Below are 25,009 nucleotides of genomic sequence, written 5' to 3' on the forward strand. Positions count from 1 at the left end.
CGCGCTGCTTTCCGTCCTGCACGGCGCGCGGGCAGACACGCCCGACAACGCCATGTGTTCAGTGGGGGGTGTGAAGGTCGATGCCGTACAACCGCCGTCATCGGGCAGAGGGTCGCTCCGCAGGTGAGGTGATGATAGCGGTGGCGGTTCGCCTTTCAATGTCAACTGGCCGGTAATTTACGCCCGTCCACGGCGCCGGCCGCGGCGACACCCAGGTGAGATCCATTGACATGAACCTGCACGCGCGGCCACTCTTCATGCTTGAACATGCACGATCCGACGCGATTTCAAGCACCTGCAAACACAACATCGTTGGTTTGAGTGGAGATGCGTACCGTGCGAAGACTTCGACACCGTTCCTGGGCCATGGCGGGGCTCGCCACCACCCTGGCCTTCACCGTGCTGAGCGCCCCGGCACGGCCCGCGCTCGCCGCGACCCCGCCGAGCGCCGTTCTCGACGACACCCACCGGAGCGTCAGCTGGCAGAGCCCCGTCTACGCCAAGGGCACGTCCGGCGGTACCGAGAGCTGCCCGTCTGCCGCCGACGACCCGGACAACAAGGTCTGCGACCGCTTCGACGTGAACGTCTCGGTACCCGGGGGGTATTGGGCCGACAACCCCGAGGGCGGTGTACCGATCTCGATCGAGTGGCAGCACCCCACCGACGACTTCGACCTGTACATCTACGACGACGCGGGCAAGCAGGTCGCCTCCAGCGCGGGCACCGCCGACCCCGAGGCCACGGTGATCCCGAACGCGTCGGGGACCTACCACGTGCTGGTCGTGCCCTACGACGTGCACGACAACTCGTATACCGGCAAGGCGTATCTGCCCGAGACGACGGACGCGGGAGATCTCACGTCGTTCAGCGGCGGCGACGGCAGCTACACCATCGAGGCCGGGCAGCTCACGGCGAAGGCCGACTTCCTGGCGGGTGGCCAACTGCGCCTCCAGGCCGACCCGTCCGGATCGCTCTCCGACCCGGCGGGCACGGCCATCGTCCGCAAGCAGCCCGCGGTTCAGAAGAACACGACGTCCTTCGACGCGGGCGCGTACTACGGCGTCCGCTCCCCCGACGCGGTCCTGCGGGTCTACAAGAAGCCGCTGCGCTTCGGCCTCTACAAGGCCGACAACCGCACCCCCGTCTGGCAGGAGGACAAACCCCTTCGCTGGTCGACGAGCGGCATGCGGCAGAGCCTGGCGCGCGGCGCCGACGAGCAGTTCTTCGGTGGCGGTGAGCAGAACGGCAGCTTCGCGCACCGGGATCAGACGATGTACGTGGCCAACAACTTCAACTGGAACGAGGGCGGTTACAACAACTCGCAGCCCTTCTACCTCTCCAGCGCGGGCTACGGCGTCTTCCGCAACACCTTCGCGCCGGGCGTCTACGACTTCGGCTCACCCGTGCGGACCGGACAGCAGGAACGGCGCCTGGACGCCTACTACTTCCTCGGTGACGCGAAGAAGGTGATCGGCAAGTACACCGCGCTGGTGGGCAAACCGTTCATGCCGCCGGTGTACGGGCTCGAACCGGGCGACTCCGACTGCTACCTGCACAACGCCAACCGCGGCGAACGGCACACCCTCGACGCGCTGAAGATCGCCGACGGCTACACGTCGCACGACATGCCACTCGGCTGGATGCTCGTCAACGACGGCTACGGCTGCGGTTACGAGAACCTCGCCGAGACGGCCAAGGGCCTCCAGGACCACCATGCCCAGCTCGGCCTGTGGACCCAGGACGGCATCGACAAGCTCGCCGACCAGGTGAAGGCGGGCCAGCGCGTGGCCAAGCTGGACGTGGCCTGGGTCGGCAACGGCTACGGTTTCGCACTCGACGCCTGCGACAAGGCCAAGGCGGGCATCGAGGAGAACAGCGACGCGCGCGGCTTCGTCTGGCTCCCGGTGTCCTGGGCGGGCGCCCAGCGCTGCGGCGTCCTGTGGAGCGGCGACCAGAAGCTGTCGTGGGACTACATCCGCTGGCAGATCCCGACGTATGCCGGGGCCACCCTGTCCGGCATCGCGTACAACACCGGTGACGTGGGCTCGATCTACCGCCACGACGCCAAGATGTACGCCCGCGACCTCCAGTGGAAGGCGTTCCTGCCCGCCATCATGACCATGGACGGCTGGGCCTCCGACATCACCACCGGCAAGCCCGCCGACCAGCAGCCCTGGCTGGACGGCGAGCCGTACACCTCCATCAACCGCAAGTACCTCCAGTTGAAGGAGCGCCTGCTCCCCTACATGTACACGCTCTCCGCCGAGGCGTCGAAGACGGGCGTGGGCGCGGTCCGTCCGCTGTGGCTGGAGTACCCGGACGACCCGAACACCCTGGGCGCGGACGCCAAGTACGAGTTCCTCGCGGGATCCGACTTCCTGGTCGCCCCGGTCTACCAGGACTCCGAGACCCGCGACGGCATCTACCTCCCCAAGGGCACCTGGACCGACTACTGGACGGGCCGCACCTACCAGGGCCCGACGACGGTCAACGGTTACCACGCACCGCTCGACACCCTTCCCCTGTTCGTGAAGGAGGGCGCGATCGTCCCCATGTGGCCCAAGGGCACGACGAGCTGGCAGACCCGCGACCGGCACGAGCTGGACTGGGACCTTTACCCGGAGGGGAACAGCGGTTACACGCTGTACGAGGACGACGGCGTGACACGCCGGTTCACAGCGGGCGCGTCGGCGACGCAGCGCGTGACGGTGAACTCCTCCTCGCGGATCACTGAGGTCACCGTCGGTGCGAGCGTGGGCAGTTACCAGGACAAACCGGCAGCCCGCTCGTACCGCTTCACCGTGCACGGCCAGTCCGCGCCGCGCCAGGTGCTCCTCGACGGGCGACCGCTGCCGCGGGACGCCTGGTCGTACGACAGGGACACCGGGGTGACGACGGTCAGGACGCCCAGCCTGTCGCTGGACCGCGCGTTCTCCGTACGGCTCACGCGGTAACCCCGCGCTCAACGCCCCGGTCGCACCGCGTGCTGCGCGGCGAGGCGCACCGGGGCGTTCTGCGCGCCGTAGCCGCGGTAGCCGCCGTCGCGCTGGACGAGTTCGAAGAAGACGCGGCCGATGGTCTCGGTGTAGCAGTGGCGGAACTCGCCGTCCTGGTCGCGGTCGTAGAGGATGCCCAGTTCGCGGTACGTCTCCAGCTCGCCGTCGGCGAACTCATGCCGTGCGGCCAGGTCGTCGTAATAGTTCGCGGGCATCGGCAGCAGGCGGCCGCCCGCCTCGCGGAAGCGGCGGGCCGCGGTGACCACGTCCTGCGTGGCGAGGGCGATGTGCTGGGCGCGGCCGGCCTCGTCGGTGGGGGCGGGGCCGACGCCGAGGGCGATGCGGACGCTGCCGTCGGCGTTGGTGACGGCACGGCTGCGGTGCAGCCCGTACGGGTCGGCGACGTCCACGCTCTCCTGCGCGCTCAGCCCGAGCACGCTGCGGTGGAAGAGGGCGGCCTCGTCGAACTGGTGCCAGGGCTGGGTGAGCGCCAGGTGGTCGATGCGGGTCACTCGCCGCGGGTCGTCCCGGTCGTGTTCGACCTGCCTGAAGTCGCTGGTCCAGCTCGGAAGTTCGGCTCGGCCGGTCGCGCAGAAGAACAGTTCGGTGCCGTCGGGGGAGGCCACCGCGTCGAGGGGCGCGTCCTCGAGGGCACGGCGGCGCGGCAGCACGGGGGCGAGCAGGGCTTCGGCGCGCCGGGCCGCGGCGGCCGGGTCCGGTGACTCCAGGCCGATGGCGGCGAGTGCGGTGCCGTCACGGCGGGCGGCCGGTCCCGTGTTCACGAGGACGCGCGCCTCGCCCTGCTGCCACAGGTCCACCGGCTTGCTGCGGTGGCGGGCCGTGCGGGTGAAGCCGAGGGCGCCGAGCACCGCGGCGACGGGTGCGACGTCGGGGGTGACGAGCTCGGCGAAGGCGACACCGGTCGGCACCACGGGGGCGGGCGGGGTCGCGAGGCCGGTCGGCTCCTGGAGCAGGGGTCCGGTCGCTTCTTGCAGGACGAGGAGGGAGCGCCGGGCGTCGACAGCGGTCGGCCCCGCCTCGGCCTGCCGGAAGACGTCGTTGAAGACTTCGAGGGAGAGCGGGCCGCCGTAACCGGCGCGCATCACATGCCCCAGCAGCCCCGCGATGTCGAAGCCGCCCTGGCCCGGGAAGCAGCGGTAGTGGCGGCTCCACTGGAGCACGTCCATCGCCATCAGCGGGGCGTCGGCCAGCTGCAGGAAGAAGATCTTCTCGCCGGGGATGTCCTCGATTCCCTTGGGGTCGGAGCCGCGGGCGAGAATGTGGAAGCTGTCCAGGCAGGTGCCGAGGCAGGGGTGGTCCGCGGCTTCGACGATGCGCCAGGCATGGTCGTACGTACTCACATGGCGGCCCCAGGCCAGCGCCTCATAGGCCACGCGGATGCCGAAGTCCTGGGCCAGATCGGCCAGTCGGCGCAGCTGACCGGCGGCGAGCGCGTCGTCGTCGACGGCGAGCGGGGAGACGCTGGAGCACACCAGGACGGTGTCGGCCCCCAGGCGGCGCATGAGCTCGAACTTGTGCCGCGCCCGGCGCAGATTGCGCGCGAACTCGTCCTCGGGGACTGCCTCGATGTCGCGCATCGGCTGGTACAGGTCGATGCTCAGGCCGAGGTCGGCGGTGCGGGCACGGATTTCCTCGGGTGTGAGGGGGCTCGCGAGCAGGTCGTTCTCGAAGATCTCGACGCCGTCGAAGCCGGCCCGGGCCGCGGCGGTGAGCTTCTCGGTCAGCGATCCGCTGAGCGAGACGGTGGCGATGGACGTACGCACGTTTGATGCTCCTTCGGTATTGCTCCACTGCCACGGACGGCTCGGGAATGCGCGGGCTCGGGGCAAGCCCCCCGTAGGGGGCGCGGGGAACTGCGCGAGCATCCCCCACGGACCCGCAGCCGCCCCATCACCGCGACCGCCCCACTCCCGAGGCGCCCTCAGTTCCGGACGCCCGCGGCGCCCGCGCCCGCCAGCTCGGCGATGTCCGCCAGCATCCGCGCAGTGTCCGGCTCCCGCCCGGTGAACAGCCGGAACGCGTCCGCAGCCTGGAAGACGGCCATGCCACCACCATCGAGAGCGGCGCAGCCCATCGCACGGGCGGTGCGCAGCAGCTCGGTCTCCAGGGGCCGGTAGACGACTTCGGCGACCCACAGTCCGGGCCGCAGCAGCTCGGCCGGGAACGGCAGCCCGGGGTGAGCGGCCATCCCGGTGGGCGTGGCGTGGACGATGCCGTCCGCGCGGGCGAGAAGGGAGCCGAGCGCGTCGGGCGTCGCGGCGGCGGCACGGCCCTCGCCGAAGTGGCGGTTCAGGGTGGCGGCGAGGTCGGCGGCCCGCTCGGGCATCGCGTCGACGACCGTGATGTGGCCGGCGCCCAGCGTGAGCACGGCGTGCGCGACGGCCGCGCCCGCGCCGCCCGCGCCCAGCTGGACGACCCGCTCCAGGGAGACGTCGGGCAGACCGCGCGCGAAGGAGGCCGCGAAGCCGGTGACGTCCGTGTTGTGCCCGATCGCGCGGCCGTCCTCGAAGACGACGGTGTTGACCGCGCCGAGCGCCTCGGCCCCCACGGAGAGCTCGTCGAGGTGGCCGATGACCAGCTGCTTGCAGGGGTGCGTGATGTTCAGCCCGTTGAAGCCGAGGTCGCGTGCGGCGCGTACGAGATCGCCCACCGCCTCCGGGCCGACGCCGAGCGTGTCGATGTCGATCAGCCGGTACAGACAGCGCAGGCCCTGCCGGTCGGCCTCCCGCTCGTGCAGCGCGGGGCTGAGCGAGGGTCCGATGCCGGATCCGATGAGGCCGACGAGATACGAGTTCTGGGGCACGGCGGACCTCCGGGGGCTAGCTAATGTACGAACTGGTTCGTTAGTAAGTGATACCAGGATGTCGCGCCTTCCGGAAGACCCGGACAGGAAAGCCCGCCGCGGGGCCCTGCTTCTACAATCGCGGGCACCGGCCCACCACCAGGAACCGCGGCCCTCTCGCTCGAAGGAACCCGATGACCAGCGTCGAAGAACCGGCACGACCCAACGGGCGCATTCGTGACGCCGCCCGCACCAAGGCCGAGATTCTCGACGTGGCGACCCAGGAGTTCGCACGCGCCGGTTACACCGGCGCCCGCGTCGACGAGATCGCCGCCCGCACCCGCACCACCAAGCGGATGATCTACTACTACTTCGGCGGCAAGGAGCAACTGTTCACGGCCGTGCTGGAGCGCGCGTACTCCGTGATCCGGCAGGCCGAACAGGAGCTGGACGTCGAGCACCTGGACCCGGTCGCGGCCATCCGCCGGCTCGCCGAACTGACCTTCGACCACCATGAGGCGCATCCCGACTTCATCCGCCTGGTGAGCATCGAGAACATCCACGAGGCGGAGCACATCGCCGCGTCCGAGGAGCTCGGCAGGATCGGCTCGCCGGCACTCGACGTGATCCGCCGGATCCTGGAGACCGGCCGGAAGTCGGGTCTGTTCACGGCCGACGTCGACGCCGTGGACCTGCACGCGATGATCAGCGCGTTCTGCTTCTTCCGGGTCGCCAACCGGCACACCTTCGGCGCCCTCTTCGGCCGGGACCTGGTCGCTCCCGACCAGCGGGAGCACTACCGCACCATGCTCGGCGACATGGTCATCGCCTACCTGACCGCGGACCGGGCGACGGACTGAGAACCCCCTCCCAGGACCACTCCGCGGACCAGGAACGCGATGATCCTTCGGCACAACCCCTTGACACCCGGGAAACGTCGGCGCAACATCCGTAGCCATCCGCTACTAACTATCCAGTGGGTTAATTAACCGGGAGCGCGGCGGTCAAGCAGCCCGCACCCGGCGCAGCCGACCCGTACACCCCCAGGGCCCCGGCACCTCTCCCCCTCCGCCACTCCCGTCCCCGGAGTCCCTCCGTTCTCGGAGTTCCCTCGAAGGAGCACGCCGTGTCCGTCCCCGCCGCCCCGCTCGACGCGCCTCCCGGCCAGCCCCGGAAGGCCGCCATGGCCGCCTGGATCGGCAGCGCGCTGGAGTACTACGACTTCTTCATCTACGGCAGCGCCGCCGCCCTGATCTTCCCGAAGGTCTTCTTCGACGAGTCGGACCCGGCCACCGCGACCCTGCTGTCGCTGGCCACATTCGGCGTCGCCTACGCCGCCCGTCCGATCGGCGCGCTGTTCCTCGGCCACTTCGGCGACCGCCTCGGCCGGAAGAAGATCATGGTCTTCACGCTGATCCTGATGGGTCTGTCGACGTTCCTCATCGGCTGTCTGCCCACCCGCGCGCAGGTCGGCGGCCTCGCCCCGGTCCTGCTGGTCCTCTGCCGTGTCCTGCAGGGCATCTCCGCGGCCGGGGAGCAGGCGAGCGCCAACTCGATGACGCTGGAGCACGCTCCGCCGAACCGCCGGGGCTTCTTCACGAGCTTCACGCTCAGCGGCACCCAGGGCGGTCAGCTCCTCGCCACCTTGGTCTTCCTCCCCGTCGCCGCACTGCCCGAGGACCAGCTGCTCTCCTGGGGCTGGCGCGTCCCGTTCTGGCTGAGCGTCGCGGTCGCCGTCGTCGGTTACGTCATCCGCCGCACGCTCCAGGAGACCCCGGCCTTCACCCGGCAGGCCGCGACCGAAGGCGTCGCCAAGCTGCCTCTCGCCGTGCTGTTCCGTGAGCACTGGGCGGACGTCCTGCGGGTCGTCGCGGGCGCTCTGATCGCCTCGGTCAGCACGATCTTCACGGTCTGGGCGCTGGCGTACGGGACCAGTGACTCGGTCGGCCTGTCCCGCTCGCAGATGCTGTGGGTGGGCGCGCTGGCCAACCTCGTCGCGCTCGGCGCGATCCCCGCGTGGGCCACGCTCTCCGACCGCATCGGACGCCGCCCGGTCTATCTGATCGGTGCCGCGGGCAGTGCGGTCCTGATGTTCGCCTATCTGTGGGCGATCTCCACGGGCTCCTACCCCCTGGTCCTGCTCTTCGGCATCCTCGCCTTCGGTGTCGTCTACAGCGCCGCGAACGGTGTCTGGCCCTCGTTCTACGGCGAGATGTTCTCCACCCGCGTCCGGCTCTCCGGCATGGCCATCGGCACCCAGATCGGCTTCGCCGTCGCCGGGTTCGCCGTCACCTTCGCCGCGCAGATCGCCGGCCCGGGCGGCGACGACTGGTCGTCCGTGGCCCTGTTCACCTCGGCCCTGTGTCTCCCGCCGGTGCTCGCCGCACTCACCGCCCGCGAGACGCACAAGGTGCCCACCGAGCTGCTCGGCGAGCGTGTGCCGGGGGAAGCCGCGCAGCGTGAGGCCGTGACGGCCTGACATCCGACCACCTCATGACCGCCCAAGTCCCCGACTGCACAGGGCTGTTCGGGGACTTGGGTATGCCGTGGCAGGCCACTGGTGACCAGCAGGCGCCGGGCTAAAGGTCGTGTGCCCGGGGATGGCGCGGCTCGTACAGACCGATCTCGCCGCCGCCTGGCAGCCGGAAGCCCGTCATGCGCCCCCATCGGGCGTCCGTGAGGGGCCGTGTGAACTCGACCCCCTTCTCCTTGAGTTCGGCCGTCGTCGTCTCGACGTCGTCGCACATCAGCATCAGCTCGTGCGACGGCTCGCCCTCTGCCGGATGGAAGGCGAACTCCGCCGGCGGAGCCTTGAAGATGAGCCAGCCGTGCCCCGCGTCCACGTGCGCGAGCCCCAGTACGTCCCGGAAGAAGACGCGGTCGGCCTCCGCGTCACGGGTGTAGATCACCACATGTGCCCCATTGATCACGCGCGGAGGCTAGTAGGACCGAAGCCCCGCGGCAAGCGCGACGCGCCTCGGCCCGCCGGCTCAGCCCGGCGGTTCTCTCGGCACCCGACCTGACGTCCTCCGCCGCCCGGGACATCCACCGCCCATGTGACGGTCGTTGCGCGATCACATGAGTGCGGCCCGTGATGGCCACCGACCAGACGGGATCCAGCGTGCCCCCGCACTCCCCGCTTCCGGCGCCTCCGCACACACGGCGGCTTGCACCTGACACCAATGTCAGGCTTGACCCTACGCGGCATGCGAAGCGAAACGACGACACAACCGGTCCTTCCGCACCGTCGAGTTGACGACGACAAGCTCCCCCTCGGGGCCCTCCTCGCGCTGGCCACCGCCGTGTTCATCACCAGCCTGACCGAGACACTGCCCGCGGGAGTGCTGCCCGCGATGAGTGCCGGCCTCGGTGTCGGGGAGTCCGCCATGGGACAGTCCGTCACGATCTACGCGGTCGGGACCGCGCTCGCGGCGATCCCTTTGTCGGCGGCCACGGCCGGCTGGAAGCGCGGGCGGCTGCTGCTCACGGCGATGGCGGGGTTCGCCGCGACCAACACGGTCACGGCGGCCTCGACGGCGTACCCCCTGATCATGGCGGCCCGGTGCGTCGCCGGGGTGGCCGCGGGACTGGCCTGGGCGCTGCCGGCCGGATACGCACGACGTCTGGCGCCACCTCACTTCCGGTGCAAGGCGATCACTCGTCAGCGCCTCGGCGACCGGCCGGGGCCTCCATGCCATCGAGGCACGCACGGGAGACGGCAACGGCAACGGCAACGGCAACGGCAACGGCTCAGCGTTCCCGGGGAATGCCGTACGCCCGGTCCACGTGCAGCCGTAGTACGAGACGGCGGTCGCGGACCATGGCTGCCCGGTAGTCGTCCCAGTCGGGGTGCTCGCCCAGGACGTCACGGTAGAGCCGGATCAGCTCCTCGACGGTCTCGTCGTGCGGGTCCTCGGCTACGGGCGTCAGTTCGGCCGTGCCCTCGGCGACCGTGTAGGCCCAACGGTCCTCGCTGGTCACGTGATACGAGGCCCGTGGGTCCCGGCGCAGATTGCGGGTCTTGGCGCGGTCGTCGGTGAGCGAGACCCGGACGATCCGCTCGTCGGGGTCGTAGGCGTGGCTGACGTTCGACAGCTGGGGCCGTCCGTCCTTCTTGAGGGTGACGAGCACCCCGCCCTTGTACTCGGAGAGCAGCTTGAGCAGTGCGTCCTGCGTCGCGTCCTGAGTCATGTATCGACCAACCTCCGGGAGGCAGCCCCCATTCCCGCGTAGACACTGTCTACGCGACCTGGTAGACAGTGTCTATGAGCGAATCGGAGAAGGGGCTGCGGGACCGGCTGGTCGAGGTCGGTGTCGACCTGGTGACCAAGGAGGGCGCACAGGTCCTGACCCTGCGGGAGATCGCCCGGCGCGCCGGTGTCTCCCACGGAGCCCCGCGCCGCTACTTCCCGACACATCTGGACTTGCTGTCGGCCATCGCCCGCCGGGGCTTCGCCGACCTGGGCGCCCGCGCCGCGACGGCGATCGGCGACGGCGAGGCAGGCCCTCGCGACCAGCTCCAGGCGCTGGGGAGGGTCTACCTGGACTTCGCGCTCACCCAGCGCGGAATGTACGAGCTGATGTTCCGTCATGATCTGCTGGAGAGCGGACAACTGGGGCTGCGCGAGACGAGTCTGCCGCTGTTCGGTGTCCTGGTGGACCTGGTCGGCCGGGTGCGGCCCGAGGCCGACGGCCCGGTCGTCGCGGGCGCGCTCTGGGCGAACCTGCACGGAATCGCCCAGCTCTGGGGCTGGGGCAGCCTCCAACTGGCCACGGGCGCCGACGACTTCGTACCCCTGTTGGAGGCCGCGCTGGACGCGCACCTCGGGCCGGAGGAGCGGTGAAGTCGCCCAACTCGGCGGTCCATCGCCGGCTCACCCTGGCGGGCAGCGTCCTCGGTGCCGTGATCGTGGCCCTGGACGGAACCGTGCTCACGGTCGCGCAGCCCACGCTGCAACGCGATCTGGACGCCTCGTTCGCACAGGTCCAGTGGACCAGCACCGGCTATCTCATCGCGGTGGCCAGCCTGTTGGTGTTCGCGGGTCGGCTCGGGGACCGGTACGGCCATCACATGGTCTTCGCCGTAGGCATTCTGGGCTTCGGCGCCACGTCGGCGGGGATCGGTCTCGCGCCCGGCATCGGCTGGGTGATCGGGCTGCGGGTCGCGCAGGGCGTGTTCGGCGCGCTGCTGCAGCCGGCCACGCTCGGGATGCTGCGCGCCGCGTACCCTCCCGACCGGCTCGGGATGCCCATCGCGCTGCGCACGAGCGCCATCGGTCTCGCGGCCGCCGCCGGTCCGCTGGCCGGCGGGGCGCTGGTCACCCATCTCGGGTGGCGGGCCGTCTTCTTCCTCAACGTGGTGCCCGCCCTCGTGATGGGGGCATTGGCGCTCGTCGTCCGTGGTCCGGCCCGGGGCAGGGCCCCGGCGGCCGGCGGGCTCGACGTGCCCGGCGCCTGCCTGCTCGCGGTGGCCCTGGTGAGTCTGGTGCAGACCCTGATCGAGATACCGGAGGCGGGCTGGACGACGGCGACCCTGCTCGGCCTGATCGTCGTCACGGTCGCCGGAGCCGCGTTCGTACGCCATGAACGCCGTACCGCGAGCCCGCTGGTCCCGTCCGATGTCCTCGGCTCGGCGGCCATCGGCGCGGCCCTCGGCATTCTCGTGGTCGCGTCGGCGTCGATGCTGGGCGCGCTGTTCGCCGGCAGCTACTTCCTCCAGGAGACCCTGGGCCTGGACCCGTCGCAGACCAGCCTGAGGGCACTGCCCGGTGCCGTGATGATGGTGCTCGGCGCTCCCCTGTCCGCCGTACTCCTGCGCAGGTTCGGCGCACGCCGGACGACACTGGCCGGGACGGGCGTCCTCACGCTGGGCCTCGTTGTGTTGTCCCGGCTCGACGAGGCGTCGACCACGGTGCAGATCGGCACCGGCTTCCTGCTGCTGGGCGCCGGCTTCGCGACGGTGATGGTCACCGCGACGGCGGTCGTCGTACGGCACGCCTCGGCGGAGTCGGCCGGCGTGGCGGGCGGGCTCCAGCAGACGGCGATGAACGTCGGACCCACGCTGGGGGTCGCTGCGGCGGCCACGCTGATGACGCTCACGACCGGTGTCGCGATGGGTCCCCCGCTGACGGCGCTCGCGGCGCTGTCCGCGACCGGTGTGCTGCTCGCCCTGAAGCTTCCGGGTGGCGCGGGTGTCGTGACCGCCGGTCAAGGTCCGCCGGGGGACGCTTCACCCCTCCGTACGAGACCATGAAGGACTAGAGCCGCAGCCCAAAGGAGAGTCATGGGAGACCTGCGACAGGAGGTCGAGCCGCGCGAGGCCGGCCTCGATCCACAGGGGCTGGCCCGCCTCGACCAGCACTTCGCCCACTTGGTGGACGACGGCCGACTGCCCGGCTACCTCGTGTCCGTGGCCCGGCACGGCCGTGTCGCGCACCTCACCACGTACGGCTGCCGTGACCGCGCGGCCCGACTCCCCGTGGAGAGCGACACCTTGTGGCGGATCTACTCCATGACCAAGCCGGTCACCTCGGTCGCCGCACTGATGCTCCTCGAAGAGGGGCACCTCCGACTCGACGACCCCGTGGCCGACTTCCTCCCCGCCTTCGCCGACCCTCGGGTCTACGTCAGCGGATCCGGCCCCGACACGAAGACCCGCCCGGCCGGACAACCGATCCTGCTCCGTCACTTGTTGACGCACACCGCGGGTCTGACCTTCGGCTTCTACCACTCCCACCCCGTCGACGCGCTCTACCGTGACGCCGGTGTGGAGTCGTCGGTGCCGCCGGGCGCGAACCTGGCCGAGACCATCGACGTCTACGCCTCCCTGCCGCTCCAGTTCGAGCCGGGCACCCAGTGGAACTACTCGGTCGCCACCAATGTCCTCGGCCGTGTCATCGAGGTGGTGTCCGGCCGGGATCTCGACGACTTCCTCCGCGAGCGGATCTTCGTCCCGCTCCGGATGGCGGACGCCGGGTTCTGCGTCACCGACGAGCAGGCCGGCCGGCTCGCCGAGCTGTACGGGGAGGACGACAAGGGCGGGATCACCCCGATCGCCGGGCTCCCGCTGCACGGCCGCCCCCGCTTCCTGTCCGGCAGCGGCGGCATGGTGGCCACCGCCCACGACTACCACCGCTTCACGGAAATGCTCCGCCGCCGCGGCGACCTCGACGGAACCCGCCTGCTGACCCCCGAGACCGTGGACACGATGGTCTCCAACCACCTCCCCGGCAACGCCGACCGCCGCACCTTCGGCAGCCCCGTCCACCAGGAACCCGGCAACGCGGGCCTCGGCTTCGGACTCGGCGTCTCCGTCGTGGTCGACCCGGACGTCACCCGGTCCCCCGCCGGCGAGGGCGCGTTCGGCTGGAGCGGAGTGGCCAGTACGACGTTCTGGGTCGACCCGCGCCGCGACCTGACCGTGCAGTTCTTCACGCAGGTCCGCCCGACGACGTCCAACTCGCTCTTTCCCGAGCTCAAGCGGCTCGTGCACGAGGCGGTGCTCGACTGACCCGGCGGGTCACACGAGGTTGATCTCCGGGCGCAGCGCGTCGGCGGCGAAGCGGTCCGCGCTCAGCGGGCCGATGTCGACGAAGGGGGCGCTGCCCAGGTACAGATCGCGGACGACCTCGCCGACGGCCGGACCCTGCAGGAACCCGTGGCCCGAGAAACCGGTCGCGTACAGGAAGCGCGAGCACGAACTCGCCTCGCCGATCAACGCGTTGTGGTCCGGGGTGATCTCGTACAGGCCCGCCCAGCCGCCCGTCCTGCGCAGGTCGAGCAGGGCGGGGGCGCGCCGCTCCATCGCCGCGTAGAGGTGCGGGATCCAGCGGTCGTGCGTCTCCGTGGAGAAGCCCGGGCGCTCGTCGGGGTCGGACATGCCGAGGAGGAGACCGGGGCCCTCGCGGTGGAAGTAGAGGCTGGTGGTGAAGTCGATGGTCATGGGGAGGTCGGACGGCAGTCCCCGGACGGGTTCGGTGACGGCGACCTGGCGGCGCAGCGGCTGCACCGGGAGGTCCACGCCGGCCATCGCGCCGACGGCCCGTGACCAGGCGCCCGCCGCGCAGACGACCGTGTCGGTGGCGATCCGGCCCCGGTCGGTGTCGACCGCCGTGATCGTGTCGCCGTGCGTCTCGATGCCGGTGACCTCGCAGTGCCGCAGCACCGTGGCGCCATGGCGGCGGGCCCCGGCCGCGTAGCCCTGGACCACGGACTCGGGCGTGCAGTGTCCGTCGTCCGGCGAGAAGGCGGCGGCCAGCAGCCCGTTGGTGATGATCAACGGCGACAGTCGGCGCGCCTCGGCCGGTCCGATCATGCGGCTGGGCACGCCGAGCCCGTTCTGCAGCCGTACCCCGGCCTCGAACGCGGCGACCTCCTCGGGCCGGGAGAGCAGGAACAGATAGCCGACCCGGTGCAGCCCGATGTCCTGGCCCGGTTCCTCGCCGAAGCGGGCGAACGCCTCCAGACTGCGGGCGCCGAGCTGAATGTTGAGCTCGTCGGAGAACTGCGCCCTGATCCCGCCCGCCGCTCGCGAGGTCGACCCGGAGGCGAGTTCGTCGCGCTCCACGAGCACCACGTCGGGCACCCCGGCGCGGGCCAGGTGGTAGGCGATGCTCGTGCCGATCACGCCGCCGCCGATGACGACGACCCGCGCGGTCCTGTTCACCGGCGCGCCTGTCCCACCCGGGTTCATCGGTGTGCCCGTCTCGCCCGGGCCGCGTCGATCACGGCCCAGGCCGCGGCGGCGTCCTGAATCCCGAGACCGACGCTGTTGTAGAAGACGATGTCGTCAGGGCCCGTACGAGCCGTGTGCCGGCCGGTGAGCACGCCCCCGAGCGGGATCAGGTCCTCCCGGGTGAGCCGCCCGTCTCGCAGCGCGTCGACCACCGGCCCGGCGTGCTCCGCCGCGGTCTGCGGATCGTCGACGCCCACCGCGGCGGCCCGCCGTACGACCTCCGCGTCGACCTCGCTGCGCGTGGGCTCGAAGGAGCCGACGCTGACGACCGTGCAGCCCGCCGCCAGCCACTCGCCGCGCACCACGGGCGTGGGGCTGAGGGTGCAGGCCGCGACCATCGGCAGGCCGACCACGGCTTCCTCGGCCGTGTCGACGGCCTTGACGGCGACACCGAGTTCGGCGGCGAGGCGCTGCGCCGCGTGCGCCCGTCGTCCCGGGTTCGGGCTCCACATCCGTACGGACCTCAGTTCCCGGACCCGGGCCACGGCCCGCGCATGGGCGAGGGCCTGGGTGCCGGAGCCGAGGAGGCCGAGTTCGGTGCTGTCGGCGGTGGCCAGCACGTCGAAGGCGACGGCACTGGCCGCGGCCGTGCGCAGGGTCGTCACCGCGGTGCCGTCCATGACGGCGGCGAGCTGCCCGGTGACCGGGTCCAGCGCGTTGATCACCGCGTGGATGGTGGGCCGTCCGGCCGCCGCGTTGCCCGGATTGACGCTGCCGATCTTGGCGACCGCCCCGGTGTCCGCGGACAGCCGCGCCAGATACGCGAAGACGACGCTGTCGTCGAAGCGGCTGGGGTGCATGATCTTGCCCGGGAGCTCCGCGGTGCCGTCACCGAGCGCGGTGAAGGCGGCCCGCTGCGAGGCGATCGCCGCGTCGGTGTCCAGCAGCTCCGCGACCTGCTCACCCGAGAGGTACAGCGGGCCGACGGCGTCTTCGTCGTTCTGGACGTCTTCTGTCATCTGATTCCTCCGTGGATACTCCGCCCTTCAGGCCGAAACAGGCTCCTGCGGAGCAGAACAGGGAGAGCCGATTCGCCGCCGGGGCGGATCGGCATCAACCCTCCAACTGCCCGCAGAGAATCCGCCTCGCTTACGAGGGGAAACGCCCATCCTCAGTGATAACCGTTTTCGCCGAACCGCAAAAGATCGCCTGCGCCCGTACGCCACAGGTCACAGTCAGTGGCTACCCGTAGCGCATGAACATGAACGGGGACGACGACAACGTCCGACAGCAGGGCACGGAGCGCCGTGCCGCGTGCGAATGCGGGGGCAGAAAGACGACGTGTGCCGAGCTTGGGCTCGCGATGAGCGAGATCGAAGCTCACGGCCAGGGCCGACCTCCTCGCCCGTGGGCAGGACCGGCGTTGCGATCCGGGCGAGGTCCAGGCGTTGCTCGACCACGTCACCACGTTCAGGTCCCGTGCCGCGGCCGAGCACAGACTGAACGCCACCCAGGCGGGGGACCGTATCGGGATCTCAAGAGTTTGCACCGATTCCCGCGGCGGCCACCGGCAAATGGTCTCGGCGTGCAGTTCGGGCATACGGGTGAGAATCAACGGTCATCCGGGAAAGAATGGTCATCGATGACCTCCGCCTCGCCCGCCGAACGACACCCGACCGGCTACGCCCCGTTCACCCACCTGACCACGCCCGACTCCGCCTTGTACCGCCAGCTGATGGGAGTCTTCCTGGCCGCGAAGGAACGGTTCGTGGTGCATCTGCGGCCCGAGGACGTACAGGCCGCGCTTCCGGCGGGCGGACGATCCATGGATCTCGACACCGTCACCGGCAAGCTCGACTCCCTGGTCAAGTGGGGCAATCTGCGGGCCGATCCGGACACGGCGCGCGTCACCGCGGTCGAGGACTTCTACCGGAAGCGGTTCATCTACCAGCTCACCCAAGCCGGTGAGGCCGCCGAGGAGGCCCTGCTCTCGTACGACGAGGCGCTCGGCCGACGGGGCGCGCTCCAGGCCGTCGCGCTGCACGACATCGTCACACAGTTGCGGGTGTTGCTCGTGCTCAGTGGCGACGAGGCACCGGATCCGGCGAAGGCTCATCTGACGCTCTCCACCCTCACCGGCCGCTTCACCGCCCTCGCGGAAAACGCGCGAGCTTTCATGGGGTCGCTGCAGCGCACCATCGACCTTCACGGTGTCGACGTCGAGGTGTTCCTCGCGTACAAGGACCGGCTCATCCAGTATCTGGAGCGGTTCATCCAGGATCTGATCACCCTCGGCGGACGGATCGCCCAGCTGATCCTGGGACTTGAGGAAGCCGTCGGACCGTTGTTGCGTCTGGCGGCCGCCCGCGAGGCCGCCGACGCGGCGCCGGACGAGGTCGAGCGGGCCGAGGCGGAGGCATACGAGCGGTGGACGTCGCGCTGGTCGGGGCTCGCGGCCTGGTTCGTCTCCGCCGAAGGGCGCGAATCCCAGGCCAGGCTGCTGCGCGGGCGGGCACTGGGTGCGATCCCGCAACTCCTCGCCGTCGTACGGGCACTCAACGAGCGACGCTCCGGCCGCTCCGACCGCTCAGCCGACTTCCGCACACTCGCCCGCTGGTTCGCCGAGGCCCCGGACGACGAGGCGCGGCACCGGCTGTGGCGTACGGCCTTCGGTCTCTACCCGTCCCGCCATCTCACCGTCGACACTGACACGCTCACCGAGCGCGCCGCGCGACCGGTCGCGGCGAGCACTCCATGGGCAGAGGCCGAACCGCTTCGCATCAGCCCCCAGTTGCGGCGTACCGGCAGCTATGAGCGGCGGGGCAGGACGCGCCGCGTCGAGGACCGGTCCGCAGGGCGTCGGCAGCTCGCCGAGTACGCGGCCAAGCAGAGCGCGGAGATCGCGGCGGCCCGCGCCCGGCTCGCCACCAGCAGGGAGGTGCACCTCTCAGAACTCGGTGAACTCGACCCGCTGGCCTTCGGGTTGTTCCTTCAGCTGCTCGGCGATGCCCTGGCCACCTGGCGCCCCGGGCTTCGGCGCACAGTCGCCACCAGCAACGACGGCACGATGGAGATCCGGCTCACCGCCCTGCCGGGCGCGGACGTCGCCGAGATCAGCACACCGGGCGGCGTCTTCCGTGGGCCCGACCACGCCGTGGAGATCATCGATCTGACACAGGACGCCGGAGGGCTCATATGAACGCGGTGAGCCCCTTGGCGGAGATTCTGGAGGGACAGCACGCCGCCGAAGTACGCCGGGCCGCGCGAGCCCTGCTCAGCGAACCTCTGCTGCTCGCACGGGGCCCGTATGCGGACGCCTTCCGGCTGGTGCGGCGGCATGCCGCGGAACTGCGCGAGTGGTTCGACCGCAATACGGGCTGGCCGCTCCAGGTCGACGCGGGGGCCGCCCGGCTGCGCAAGATGCCCGGTACGTCCATAGATGCCACGCACCCGGCCCGGGAAGCCACCCGGGGCGCGGCACCGTTCACCCGGCGCCGGTACGTCCTGCTCTGCCTGGCTCTGGCCGCTCTGGAGCGCGGCGAGGCACAGATCGCTCTCGGGCGGCTCGCCGAGCAGGTGGTCCTGGACGCCGCCGATCCCCAGCTCATGCAGGCGGGTGTCGAGTTCACCCTGGAGCGACGTGAGGAGCGCCTGGATCTCGCCGCGGTGGTGCGGCTGCTGCTGCGGCTCGGAGTGCTCCGCCGGGTCGCGGGCGACGAGGACGCGTATGTCAGCGGGACCGGTGACGTGCTGTACGACGTCGAGCGCCGGGTGCTGGCCGGGCTGCTCGCCACGCGCCGCGGTCCCTCTCTGGTACAGGCGGCGGACTTCGAGGGCCGGCTCGCCGAACTGGCCGCCGAGACATCCCTGGAGAGCGACGAACTGCGGTTCCGGGCAATCCGTCACAGGCTCACCCGACGCCTCCTCGACGACCCCGTTCTCTACTACGACGAGCTCTCCGACGAGGAACTCGCCTATCTGACCCGGCAGCGCGCCTTCATCCTGGCCCGGATCACCGAACTCACGGGCCTGGTCGCCGAGGTGCGCGCCGAAGGCATCGCGCTGGTCGACCCGCACGACGAGCTCACCGATGTACGGATGCCCGAGCAGGGCACGCACGGGCACATCACGCTCCTGCTCGCCGAGCATCTGGCAGCCGCGTCCGGTCCGGTCACCGTCGGCGAGCTCCAGCGGCGGGTGCGTGAACTCGCCGCACTGCACGGGGGGTTCTGGTCGAAGACGGCCACGGAACCCGGCGCGGAGGTGGAGCTCGTCGAACTGGCGTTGTCGAAGCTCGCCGCCCTCGGCTTGGTCACGCGTGCGGCAGAGGGCGTCCGCGCCCGACCGGCTCTTGCCCGGTACGCGGTGGGCGACATCGTCGTACGCGAAACAGCCGTACGCGCCCCAGCAACCACCGGCATCCCCAGCATGCGAAAGGCGAAGACCTCGTGACCGCCCTCCCCATCCCCGCGCGCACCCGCTGGCAGCCCCTGCGTATCGGCCTGGTGGACCTCTTCTACTACGACGCGGAGGAGTTCTGGTTCCGCGACGGGCGGCTGCTGCTGCGCGGCAACAACGGCACCGGCAAGTCGAAAGTCCTCGCCCTTACCCTGCCCTTCCTCCTGGACGGCGACCTGTCCGCGCGCCGGGTGGAGCCGGACGGGGACCCGCACAAGCGGATGGAGTGGAATCTGCTGCTCGGCGGTGAGCATCCGCACTCGGAGCGGCTCGGATACACCTGGATCGAATTCGGCAGGCGCGACGAGACGACCGGGCAGACCCATTTCCGTACGCTCGCCTGCGGTCTGAAGGCGGTGGCGGGGCGCGGGATCGCACGGCACTGGTTCGTCGTGACCGACCAGCGCGTCGGTCCGGAGCTGAACCTCCTCGACGCGACCGGGACCGCGCTGTCCCGGGACCGGCTCGCGGAGGCGGTCGCCGGGTGCGGGATGGTGTACGACCAGGCCAGGGCATACCGCAGAGCGGTCGACGAGGCGCTGTTCGGGCTGGGCGAGCAACGCTATGCGGCACTGGTGGACCTGCTCGTCCAGCTCCGCCAGCCCCAGCTGTCGAAGCGGCCGAACGAGGCTGCGCTTTCCAGGGCCCTGACCGAAGCGCTGCCGCCGATGGACCAAGCGGTGCTCGCGGATGTCGCGGAGGCGTTCCGCTCCCTGGACGAGGAGAAGGAGGAGCTGCGGGCGGCCGGCGAGGCCGAGCGGGCCGCTTCCGCCTTCCTGGACCACTACCGGCGCTACGCGCGCATCGCGTCCCGCCGCAGGGCCCGGTTGCCGCGCACCGAGCACGCTCGCTACGAACACCATCAGCGGGACCTGGCAGCCGCACAGAACGAACGGGAGAGCGCCGAGCTGGAGCGGGACGAAGCCGCCCGGCGTATCGCGGAGCTCGAGCAGACCGGGGCGCGGCTGACCGCCGAGGACACTGCGCTGCGCGCGGGCCCCGAAATGCGCAGCGCGCGCGAGCTGGAGCAGGCGGCGCAGGACGCGGGCCGTACCCAGGAGGACCTGACCCGCGCCGAGGCGGACCGGGAGCAGGCGGCACAAGCGCACACGAGGGCGCTCGGCCGCCTGGGTACGGCCGAGAACCGGCTGCGCGCCGCCGAACAGTCGGTCGCCGACACCGTCGAACTCGCCGCCGAGACGGCCCACGCGGCCCGTCTGGACGGTGGCCTGCGTACCGAGGGCGCGCCGGAGGCGGAACTACGCCGCGCCGCCGAGGAGTCGGTGGCCCGCAGACGCCGCGCTCTCGACCTTGTGGAGGACCTCGCGGGGCGCGCGGAGCAGGCGGCCGCGGATCGGATCGCGGCCGCCCGACGTCTGGACGAGGCAGAGGGAGAGGTCGGCCACGCCGAGGAAGTCCGGGCCGAGGCGGAGCAGAAGGCGACGCAGGCAGGTTCTCGACTGCTGACGAATGTCCGCGAACACCTCGGTAATTGCGTGGAGTTGAGGCTCACCGATCCGGTCGGCCTGCTCGACCGACTCCAGGAGTGGACGCCGCGACTTGCCGGCACCTACCCCGCGCGGGCCGAGGCCGCGGCGGCGCATCGCTCGCTGGCGACCGTCCTGGCCGACGAGACGGCAGCCGTGACGCGGTTGCGGGCAGAGCTGGGCGCTCGGCGCGACCGGGCGCGGGACGACCTGACCTTGCTCGAAGCGGGCGGCCAGCGTGGGCCCGAAGCCCCATACACGCGTACACCGGGTGTGCGCGGCGAGATCCCCGGCTCTCCGCTGTGGCGACTCGTCGAATTCCGTGAAGAGGTGCCGGCCACCGAACGGGCTGGTCTGGAAGCCGCGTTGGAGGCGTCCGGGCTCCTGGACGCCTGGGTACTCCCGGACGGCGTTGCGCTCACCGCGGACGGCCACGATGTGCTTCTCTCCCCCGGCTCCACCACCACGGGTCCCTCACTCGCCCTTGCGTTGCAGCCCGCCGTGGATCACGGGGACGCCAAGGCCGCTGCGGTCGGTGAGCCGGCTGTCCGGCGGTTGCTTGCCGCCATCGGGTACGGGCCCGGCGAGAGCCACGAGAACGCCGTCAGGACCTGGGCGGCGCCGGACGGCAGATTCCGCATCGGCGCGCTCACTGGCAGCTGGTCGAAGCCCGCCGCCGAGTACGTCGGCGAAGGAGCCCGCGAGGAGGCACGCCGTGCGCACATCGCGGTCCTGCGGAGCGAACTCGCCCTCTTGGAAGGTGACCTGGCAGCTACAGCTACCCGTCTGACCGACGTCAACGCCCGCCGTGAACAGCTCGACGCCGAGCTGGCCGCCGTGCCCGACGACGCCGAGCTGCGTCAGGCGCACGCGCTGGCCGCGGCGGCGCACGACACGGCTCGCCGGGCCCACACCCGGCGCGACAAACGCGCCGCAGAACTGGCGTGCGCCACCGGCATCTTCGACACCGCGACCGACGAACTGACCGGTACTGCAGCGGACTTGGGATTGCCCGCCGACCATGCCGGGCTCGCCGACGTACGCAAGGCTCTGGTCGAGTACACGCTGCTCCTCGCCGCCCTCTGGCCGGCGCTGCGAGAACGTACGGACGCGATGCGGATCCTGGCCGACGAGCGGACGGAGACGGCGACGGCCGCGTCCCGGGTCGAGGAATTCGCCGTTCGCGCCGCCGAGGCTGCACAGGCCGCTGCCGCAGCCGACACCCGTCACACCACGCTGCGCTCCACGGTCGGCGCTGCTGTCGCCGAACTGGAGCGGCGTCTGGTCGAGACCGCGCAGGCCTTGCGGACGTGCGAGGAGAACACCAGGCGGACCCGTGGGGAGCACACCGCGGCGGACCGGCGGGCGAGCCGCGCCGAAGGCCGGATCGAGCAATTGGAGCACGACGTGATGGACGCGGCGGCGGCTCGCACGGAAGCGATCGCCGCGCTTCGCCGGTTCGCTGCGACGGGATTGCTGGCCGTCGCGCTACCCGAGGTGGCCCTGCCCTCCTTGGACGGCGGCCCATGGGCGGCGACACCCGCCGTCGCCCTGGCCCGCACCGTCGAGGTCGAACTGTCGGGCACGGACGACTCGGACGGCACCTGGGAGCGGGTCCAGCGCCAGTTGAGCGAGGAGTACAAGAAGCTCCAAGACGCGCTCTCGCGGGGCGGCCACACCGCCTCGGCCCGGATGGTCGAGGACGGCATGGTCGTCGACATCGTCTACCAGGGGCGAGAGCGCGCCGTTCCCGAGTTGGCCGAGGCCCTGGCCACCGAGGTCGGCGAACTGCAGCGCATCCTCTCCGCGCACGAGCGGGAGATCCTGGAGACCCACCTCCTCACCGAAGTCGCCGGTACGCTCCAGGAGTTGATCCAGGCGGCGGAACGTCAGGTGGCTGCGATGAACGCCGAGCTCGACGAGCGCCCCACGTCCACCGGCATGAAGCTGCGACTGCTGTGGCGGGCCTCCCGGAAGGCACCCGGGGGTCTGGCACAGGCGCGGAAGTACTTGCGCCAGTCGGCCGACGCGTGGTCGCCCGAGGAACGGGCGGCGGTCGGGGAGTTCCTCCAGGCCCAGATCGCCCAGCAGCACACGGAAGACAGTGCGGGCAGCTGGCTCGAGCATCTGACGGCAGCACTCGACTACCGCTCCTGGCACGAATTCGGCATCGAGCGCCACCAACACGGCCAGTGGGTTCCGGCGACCGGCCCCGCATCCGGCGGTGAGCGCGTCCTCGCGGTGTCGGTGCCTCTCTTCGCGGCGGCGTCCTCGCACTACGCCACCGCAGCCAGCCCCTACGCGCCCCGGCTGGTGACCCTGGACGAGGCGTTCGCGGGTGTGGACGACGACTCCCGGGCCAAGTGCCTGGGCCTGCTGCACGCCTTCGACCTGGACGTCGTCATGACGAGCGAGCGCGAGTGGGCGTGCTACCCGCAGGTGCCGGGCATCTCGATCGCGCAGCTGTCCCGGATCGACGAGGTGGCCGCGGTGCTGGTCACCCGCTGGGAGTGGGACGGTATGCATCGCTCCCGCGGCACGGAGCCGGAACGGGAACCGACGGCGGCGGCCACCGGACAAGCCGGCGCACGAGCGGAGACGGAAACGGACCAAGAGCCCCAGTGGACCTGACTCCTGAGACGGATGCGATGGCAGATGCCGAGGAGCGCATCGATGTGCCCCGCCTGAGGCGGCTGCTTGGCGCTGCGGACCTGGCCTGGCTCGTGGAACGTGTCCGCCGACGCCTCGAACGCGAGGAGCCGCTCACCACGACCGTCTCGCTGTCGGCTCCCACCGCCGCACAGCGGGCCGCCGCCGAGCGCCTGCTCGGCCGGGCTCCTGGCTCCGGCCGTTCACTGAGCCTGCGACTCGAGGCGGTGGACGAGGTGCTGCGCCGATCGGGCGTCAGCCCCGGCGGCCTGGCCGCCGCGGTCGAGGCGCTGACGGGACCGGTCACTCCGCTGCGCGAGCAGCGTGACGAACAGGCTCAGGCCTGGAGCGCTGCCCACGCGCCGCTGGCCGACATCACCCGTATCCACCCTCAACTCGCCTCCTGGGCCGACCAATTGCAGTCAGAGGGTGTCGTACGACGCCTCGTCCACACCCCGGTTGCCGCTCGAACCCTGCTCACCCGCGCGGCAGCCGTCCTGTGTGCGCTGCCCGTCGATCCCGCCACGTCGCTGCCCGCGTTCGCGGCGCGCATGCTCGGCGGCGCGCACGCGCTGGACGACGGCACGCCGCTTGCCACCGTCGCGCTGTCCGGCATCCGCGCCCTGACCGGCTTCCCGCCCGGTAGGGGGACCCAGTGGCGGCGCGGCGCATGGGCAGCCGCGGGGCTGCTGAGGGACGATCTGTCATCCACCGTCCTCGCCTTGAACCTGCGCGGCACACCGGCCCTGGACTGGCTCGCCGACACCGGCGAACCGGCCGTTCTCACCCTCCGCCAGGTCACCACCCACCCGCCGGACTCCACCGCGGTCCCCGCCGCGGTCCGCGTCTGCGAGAACCCTGCGGTCATCTCCGCCGCGGCCGAGGCATACGGTCCCGGTTGCCCGCCCCTCGTCTGCCTTCAGGGTCAGCCGTCGGCAGCGGCCCTCACGCTCCTGCGCCATCTGCACTCCCAGGGTGCCGCCCTGCTCTACCACGGCGACTTCGACTGGGGCGGACTGCGCATCGCGAACTCGCTGTTGCGTCACGCCCCTTGGCAGCCCTGGCGCTACACCGCGTCGGACTACCTCGCCGTCCCCTGTGCGGCCGCGCCCGCGCTCACCGGAACGCCCACAGAGGCGGCCTGGGATCCAGAACTCTCGCCGGCGCTCCAGGAGCGAGGCATACGCATCGAGGAGGAGCTCGTCATCGACGCGCTCCTAGGTGACCTCACCCAGGCCTCATCGGTCCACGGCAGGCCTGCCGGGCTCACGACAGATGGACCACCGCGTCCAGGTGAGGCAGATGGTGGTCCAGGCGCTCCCGCTTGGTCAGCAGATAGCTGAGGTTCTCCTCGCACGGCGGGATCAGCAGCGGCACCTGCTCGGCGACCTTGATGCCGTTGCGCAGCAGCGACTCCCGCTTGCGCGGGTTGTTCGACAGCAGCCGTACGGACCGTACGCCGAGGTCGTGCAGTATCTCCGCCGCCACTCCGTAGTCGCGGGCGTCCACCGGGAGGCCCTGGGCGAGGTTCGCCTCGACGGTGTCCAGGCCCTCCGCCTGGAGCTTCATCGCGCGCAGCTTGGCGAGCAGGCCGATCCCCCGGCCCTCGTGGCCCCGGAGGTAGACGAGGATGCCGCGGCCCTCGGCGACGATGGCGCGCAGTGCGGCGGCGAGCTGGGGGCCGCACTCGCAGTGCGTGGACCCGAAGGCGTCTCCGGTCAGGCATTCCGAATGGAGCCTGGTGAGTACGTCTCCTTCCGCAATGGCGTCCAAGTCCCCGTACACCAGGGCCACTTGTTCCTCGCCCCGATCGTGGTCGAGGTAGCCGACGGCGTGGAAATCGCCGTACTTGGTGGGCAAGGGGGCAATCACGACTCGTTCGACACCTGTGAGGTGGGCATTCCCGCCGAGTACGCCAAAGTTATCTGTCATGATCTGGTT

The 25,009-nt window shown here is 71.0% G+C and carries 18 protein-coding genes and 1 pseudogene; 11 read left to right on the plus strand and 8 right to left on the minus strand.

From position 1 onward, the window contains the following. Positions 1-336: 336 nt before the first annotated feature. Complete coding sequence (locus tag ACZ4RZ_RS35965; RefSeq protein WP_467751071.1) at positions 337-2,955, plus strand: glycoside hydrolase family 31 protein; 2,619 nt, start codon at positions 337-339, stop codon at positions 2,953-2,955. 8 nt (positions 2,956-2,963) lie between these two features. Here the strand turns inward: ACZ4RZ_RS35965 and ACZ4RZ_RS35970 are convergent, their stop codons facing one another. Next, a complete protein-coding gene (locus ACZ4RZ_RS35970) occupies positions 2,964-4,781 on the minus strand; it encodes a bifunctional sugar phosphate isomerase/epimerase/4-hydroxyphenylpyruvate dioxygenase family protein (protein ID WP_467751072.1) in 1,818 nt (605 codons plus the stop codon). Between the two features lie 158 nt (positions 4,782-4,939). Then, positions 4,940-5,821 carry a shikimate dehydrogenase gene (locus tag ACZ4RZ_RS35975; protein ID WP_467751073.1) on the minus strand — a complete coding sequence of 294 codons (882 nt, stop codon included), beginning with the start codon at positions 5,819-5,821 and terminating at the stop codon, positions 4,940-4,942. A 173-nt stretch (positions 5,822-5,994) separates the two neighbouring features. On the opposite strand from ACZ4RZ_RS35975, the gene ACZ4RZ_RS35980 reads away from it, so the two are divergent. Beyond that, positions 5,995-6,660, plus strand: coding sequence for a TetR/AcrR family transcriptional regulator (locus ACZ4RZ_RS35980; RefSeq protein ID WP_399090755.1), 666 nt, complete (start codon positions 5,995-5,997; stop codon positions 6,658-6,660). Positions 6,661-6,926: 266 nt separating this feature from the next. Then, positions 6,927-8,279, plus strand: coding sequence for an MFS transporter (locus tag ACZ4RZ_RS35985; protein ID WP_467751075.1), 1,353 nt, complete (start codon positions 6,927-6,929; stop codon positions 8,277-8,279). A 100-nt stretch (positions 8,280-8,379) separates the two neighbouring features. Here ACZ4RZ_RS35985 and ACZ4RZ_RS35990 read toward each other — a convergent pair whose 3' ends face one another. Continuing rightward, positions 8,380-8,730 carry a VOC family protein gene (locus tag ACZ4RZ_RS35990; RefSeq protein WP_467751076.1) on the minus strand — a complete coding sequence of 117 codons (351 nt, stop codon included), beginning with the start codon at positions 8,728-8,730 and terminating at the stop codon, positions 8,380-8,382. Positions 8,731-9,006: 276 nt separating this feature from the next. Between ACZ4RZ_RS35990 and ACZ4RZ_RS35995 the strand changes: the two are divergent. Then, a pseudogene (locus ACZ4RZ_RS35995) lies at positions 9,007-9,456 on the plus strand (MFS transporter); the annotation flags it as partial. Between the two features lie 94 nt (positions 9,457-9,550). On the opposite strand, the gene ACZ4RZ_RS36000 reads toward ACZ4RZ_RS35995, so the two are convergent. Further along, the gene (locus ACZ4RZ_RS36000; RefSeq protein WP_467751077.1) at positions 9,551-9,991 is read right to left on the minus strand and encodes a PPOX class F420-dependent oxidoreductase; all 441 of its coding nucleotides are present in this window, start codon (positions 9,989-9,991) and stop codon (positions 9,551-9,553) included. A gap of 74 nt (positions 9,992-10,065) precedes the next feature. On the opposite strand from ACZ4RZ_RS36000, the gene ACZ4RZ_RS36005 reads away from it, so the two are divergent. Genes ACZ4RZ_RS36005 through ACZ4RZ_RS36015 form a run of 3 tightly spaced genes read left to right on the plus strand, consistent with a single transcriptional unit; the run spans position 10,066 to position 13,310 of the window. Then, a complete protein-coding gene (locus tag ACZ4RZ_RS36005; RefSeq protein WP_467751079.1) occupies positions 10,066-10,644 on the plus strand; it encodes a TetR/AcrR family transcriptional regulator in 579 nt (192 codons plus the stop codon). Beyond that, the gene (locus ACZ4RZ_RS36010) at positions 10,641-12,053 is read left to right on the plus strand and encodes an MFS transporter (RefSeq protein ID WP_467751080.1); all 1,413 of its coding nucleotides are present in this window, start codon (positions 10,641-10,643) and stop codon (positions 12,051-12,053) included. The genes ACZ4RZ_RS36005 and ACZ4RZ_RS36010 overlap by 4 nt, the downstream gene beginning before the upstream one ends. A 30-nt stretch (positions 12,054-12,083) precedes the next feature. Next, positions 12,084-13,310: a serine hydrolase domain-containing protein gene (locus ACZ4RZ_RS36015; protein WP_467751081.1), complete on the plus strand. Its 1,227-nt coding sequence runs from the start codon at positions 12,084-12,086 to the stop codon at positions 13,308-13,310. Positions 13,311-13,319: 9 nt separating this feature from the next. Here the strand turns inward: ACZ4RZ_RS36015 and ACZ4RZ_RS36020 are convergent, their stop codons facing one another. The 3 genes from ACZ4RZ_RS36020 to ACZ4RZ_RS36030 form a co-directional block, all read right to left on the minus strand. After that, positions 13,320-14,465, minus strand: coding sequence for an NAD(P)/FAD-dependent oxidoreductase (locus ACZ4RZ_RS36020; RefSeq protein ID WP_467751083.1), 1,146 nt, complete (start codon positions 14,463-14,465; stop codon positions 13,320-13,322). Between the two features lie 23 nt (positions 14,466-14,488). After that, positions 14,489-15,493 (minus strand): ornithine cyclodeaminase family protein, encoded by a 1,005-nt coding sequence (locus ACZ4RZ_RS36025; protein WP_467751085.1) that lies wholly within the window; start codon positions 15,491-15,493, stop codon positions 14,489-14,491. 152 nt (positions 15,494-15,645) lie between these two features. Continuing rightward, complete coding sequence (locus ACZ4RZ_RS36030; protein ID WP_467751086.1) at positions 15,646-15,858, minus strand: hypothetical protein; 213 nt, start codon at positions 15,856-15,858, stop codon at positions 15,646-15,648. A gap of 258 nt (positions 15,859-16,116) precedes the next feature. On the opposite strand from ACZ4RZ_RS36030, the gene ACZ4RZ_RS36035 reads away from it, so the two are divergent. The 4 genes from ACZ4RZ_RS36035 to ACZ4RZ_RS36050 are packed head-to-tail and all read left to right on the plus strand — an operon-like array spanning position 16,117 to position 24,411. Next, complete coding sequence (locus ACZ4RZ_RS36035; protein WP_467751088.1) at positions 16,117-17,673, plus strand: TIGR02677 family protein; 1,557 nt, start codon at positions 16,117-16,119, stop codon at positions 17,671-17,673. Next, the gene (locus tag ACZ4RZ_RS36040; protein WP_467751089.1) at positions 17,670-18,926 is read left to right on the plus strand and encodes a TIGR02678 family protein; all 1,257 of its coding nucleotides are present in this window, start codon (positions 17,670-17,672) and stop codon (positions 18,924-18,926) included. Before ACZ4RZ_RS36035 ends, ACZ4RZ_RS36040 begins: the two co-directional genes overlap by 4 nt. Further along, the gene (locus tag ACZ4RZ_RS36045; RefSeq protein WP_467751090.1) at positions 18,923-23,050 is read left to right on the plus strand and encodes a TIGR02680 family protein; all 4,128 of its coding nucleotides are present in this window, start codon (positions 18,923-18,925) and stop codon (positions 23,048-23,050) included. Before ACZ4RZ_RS36040 ends, ACZ4RZ_RS36045 begins: the two co-directional genes overlap by 4 nt. Before the next feature lie 17 nt (positions 23,051-23,067). Next, positions 23,068-24,411: a TIGR02679 family protein gene (locus ACZ4RZ_RS36050; protein WP_467751091.1), complete on the plus strand. Its 1,344-nt coding sequence runs from the start codon at positions 23,068-23,070 to the stop codon at positions 24,409-24,411. Here the strand turns inward: ACZ4RZ_RS36050 and ribA are convergent. Next, entirely contained in the window at positions 24,335-25,000 is a 666-nt protein-coding gene (gene ribA, locus ACZ4RZ_RS36055; protein ID WP_467751092.1) for a GTP cyclohydrolase II, read from the minus strand. The two genes, ACZ4RZ_RS36050 and ribA, sit on opposite strands and share 77 nt — an antisense overlap. Positions 25,001-25,009: the final 9 nt, after the last annotated feature.

This window comes from Streptomyces sp. NPDC027189, assembly GCF_055566975.1.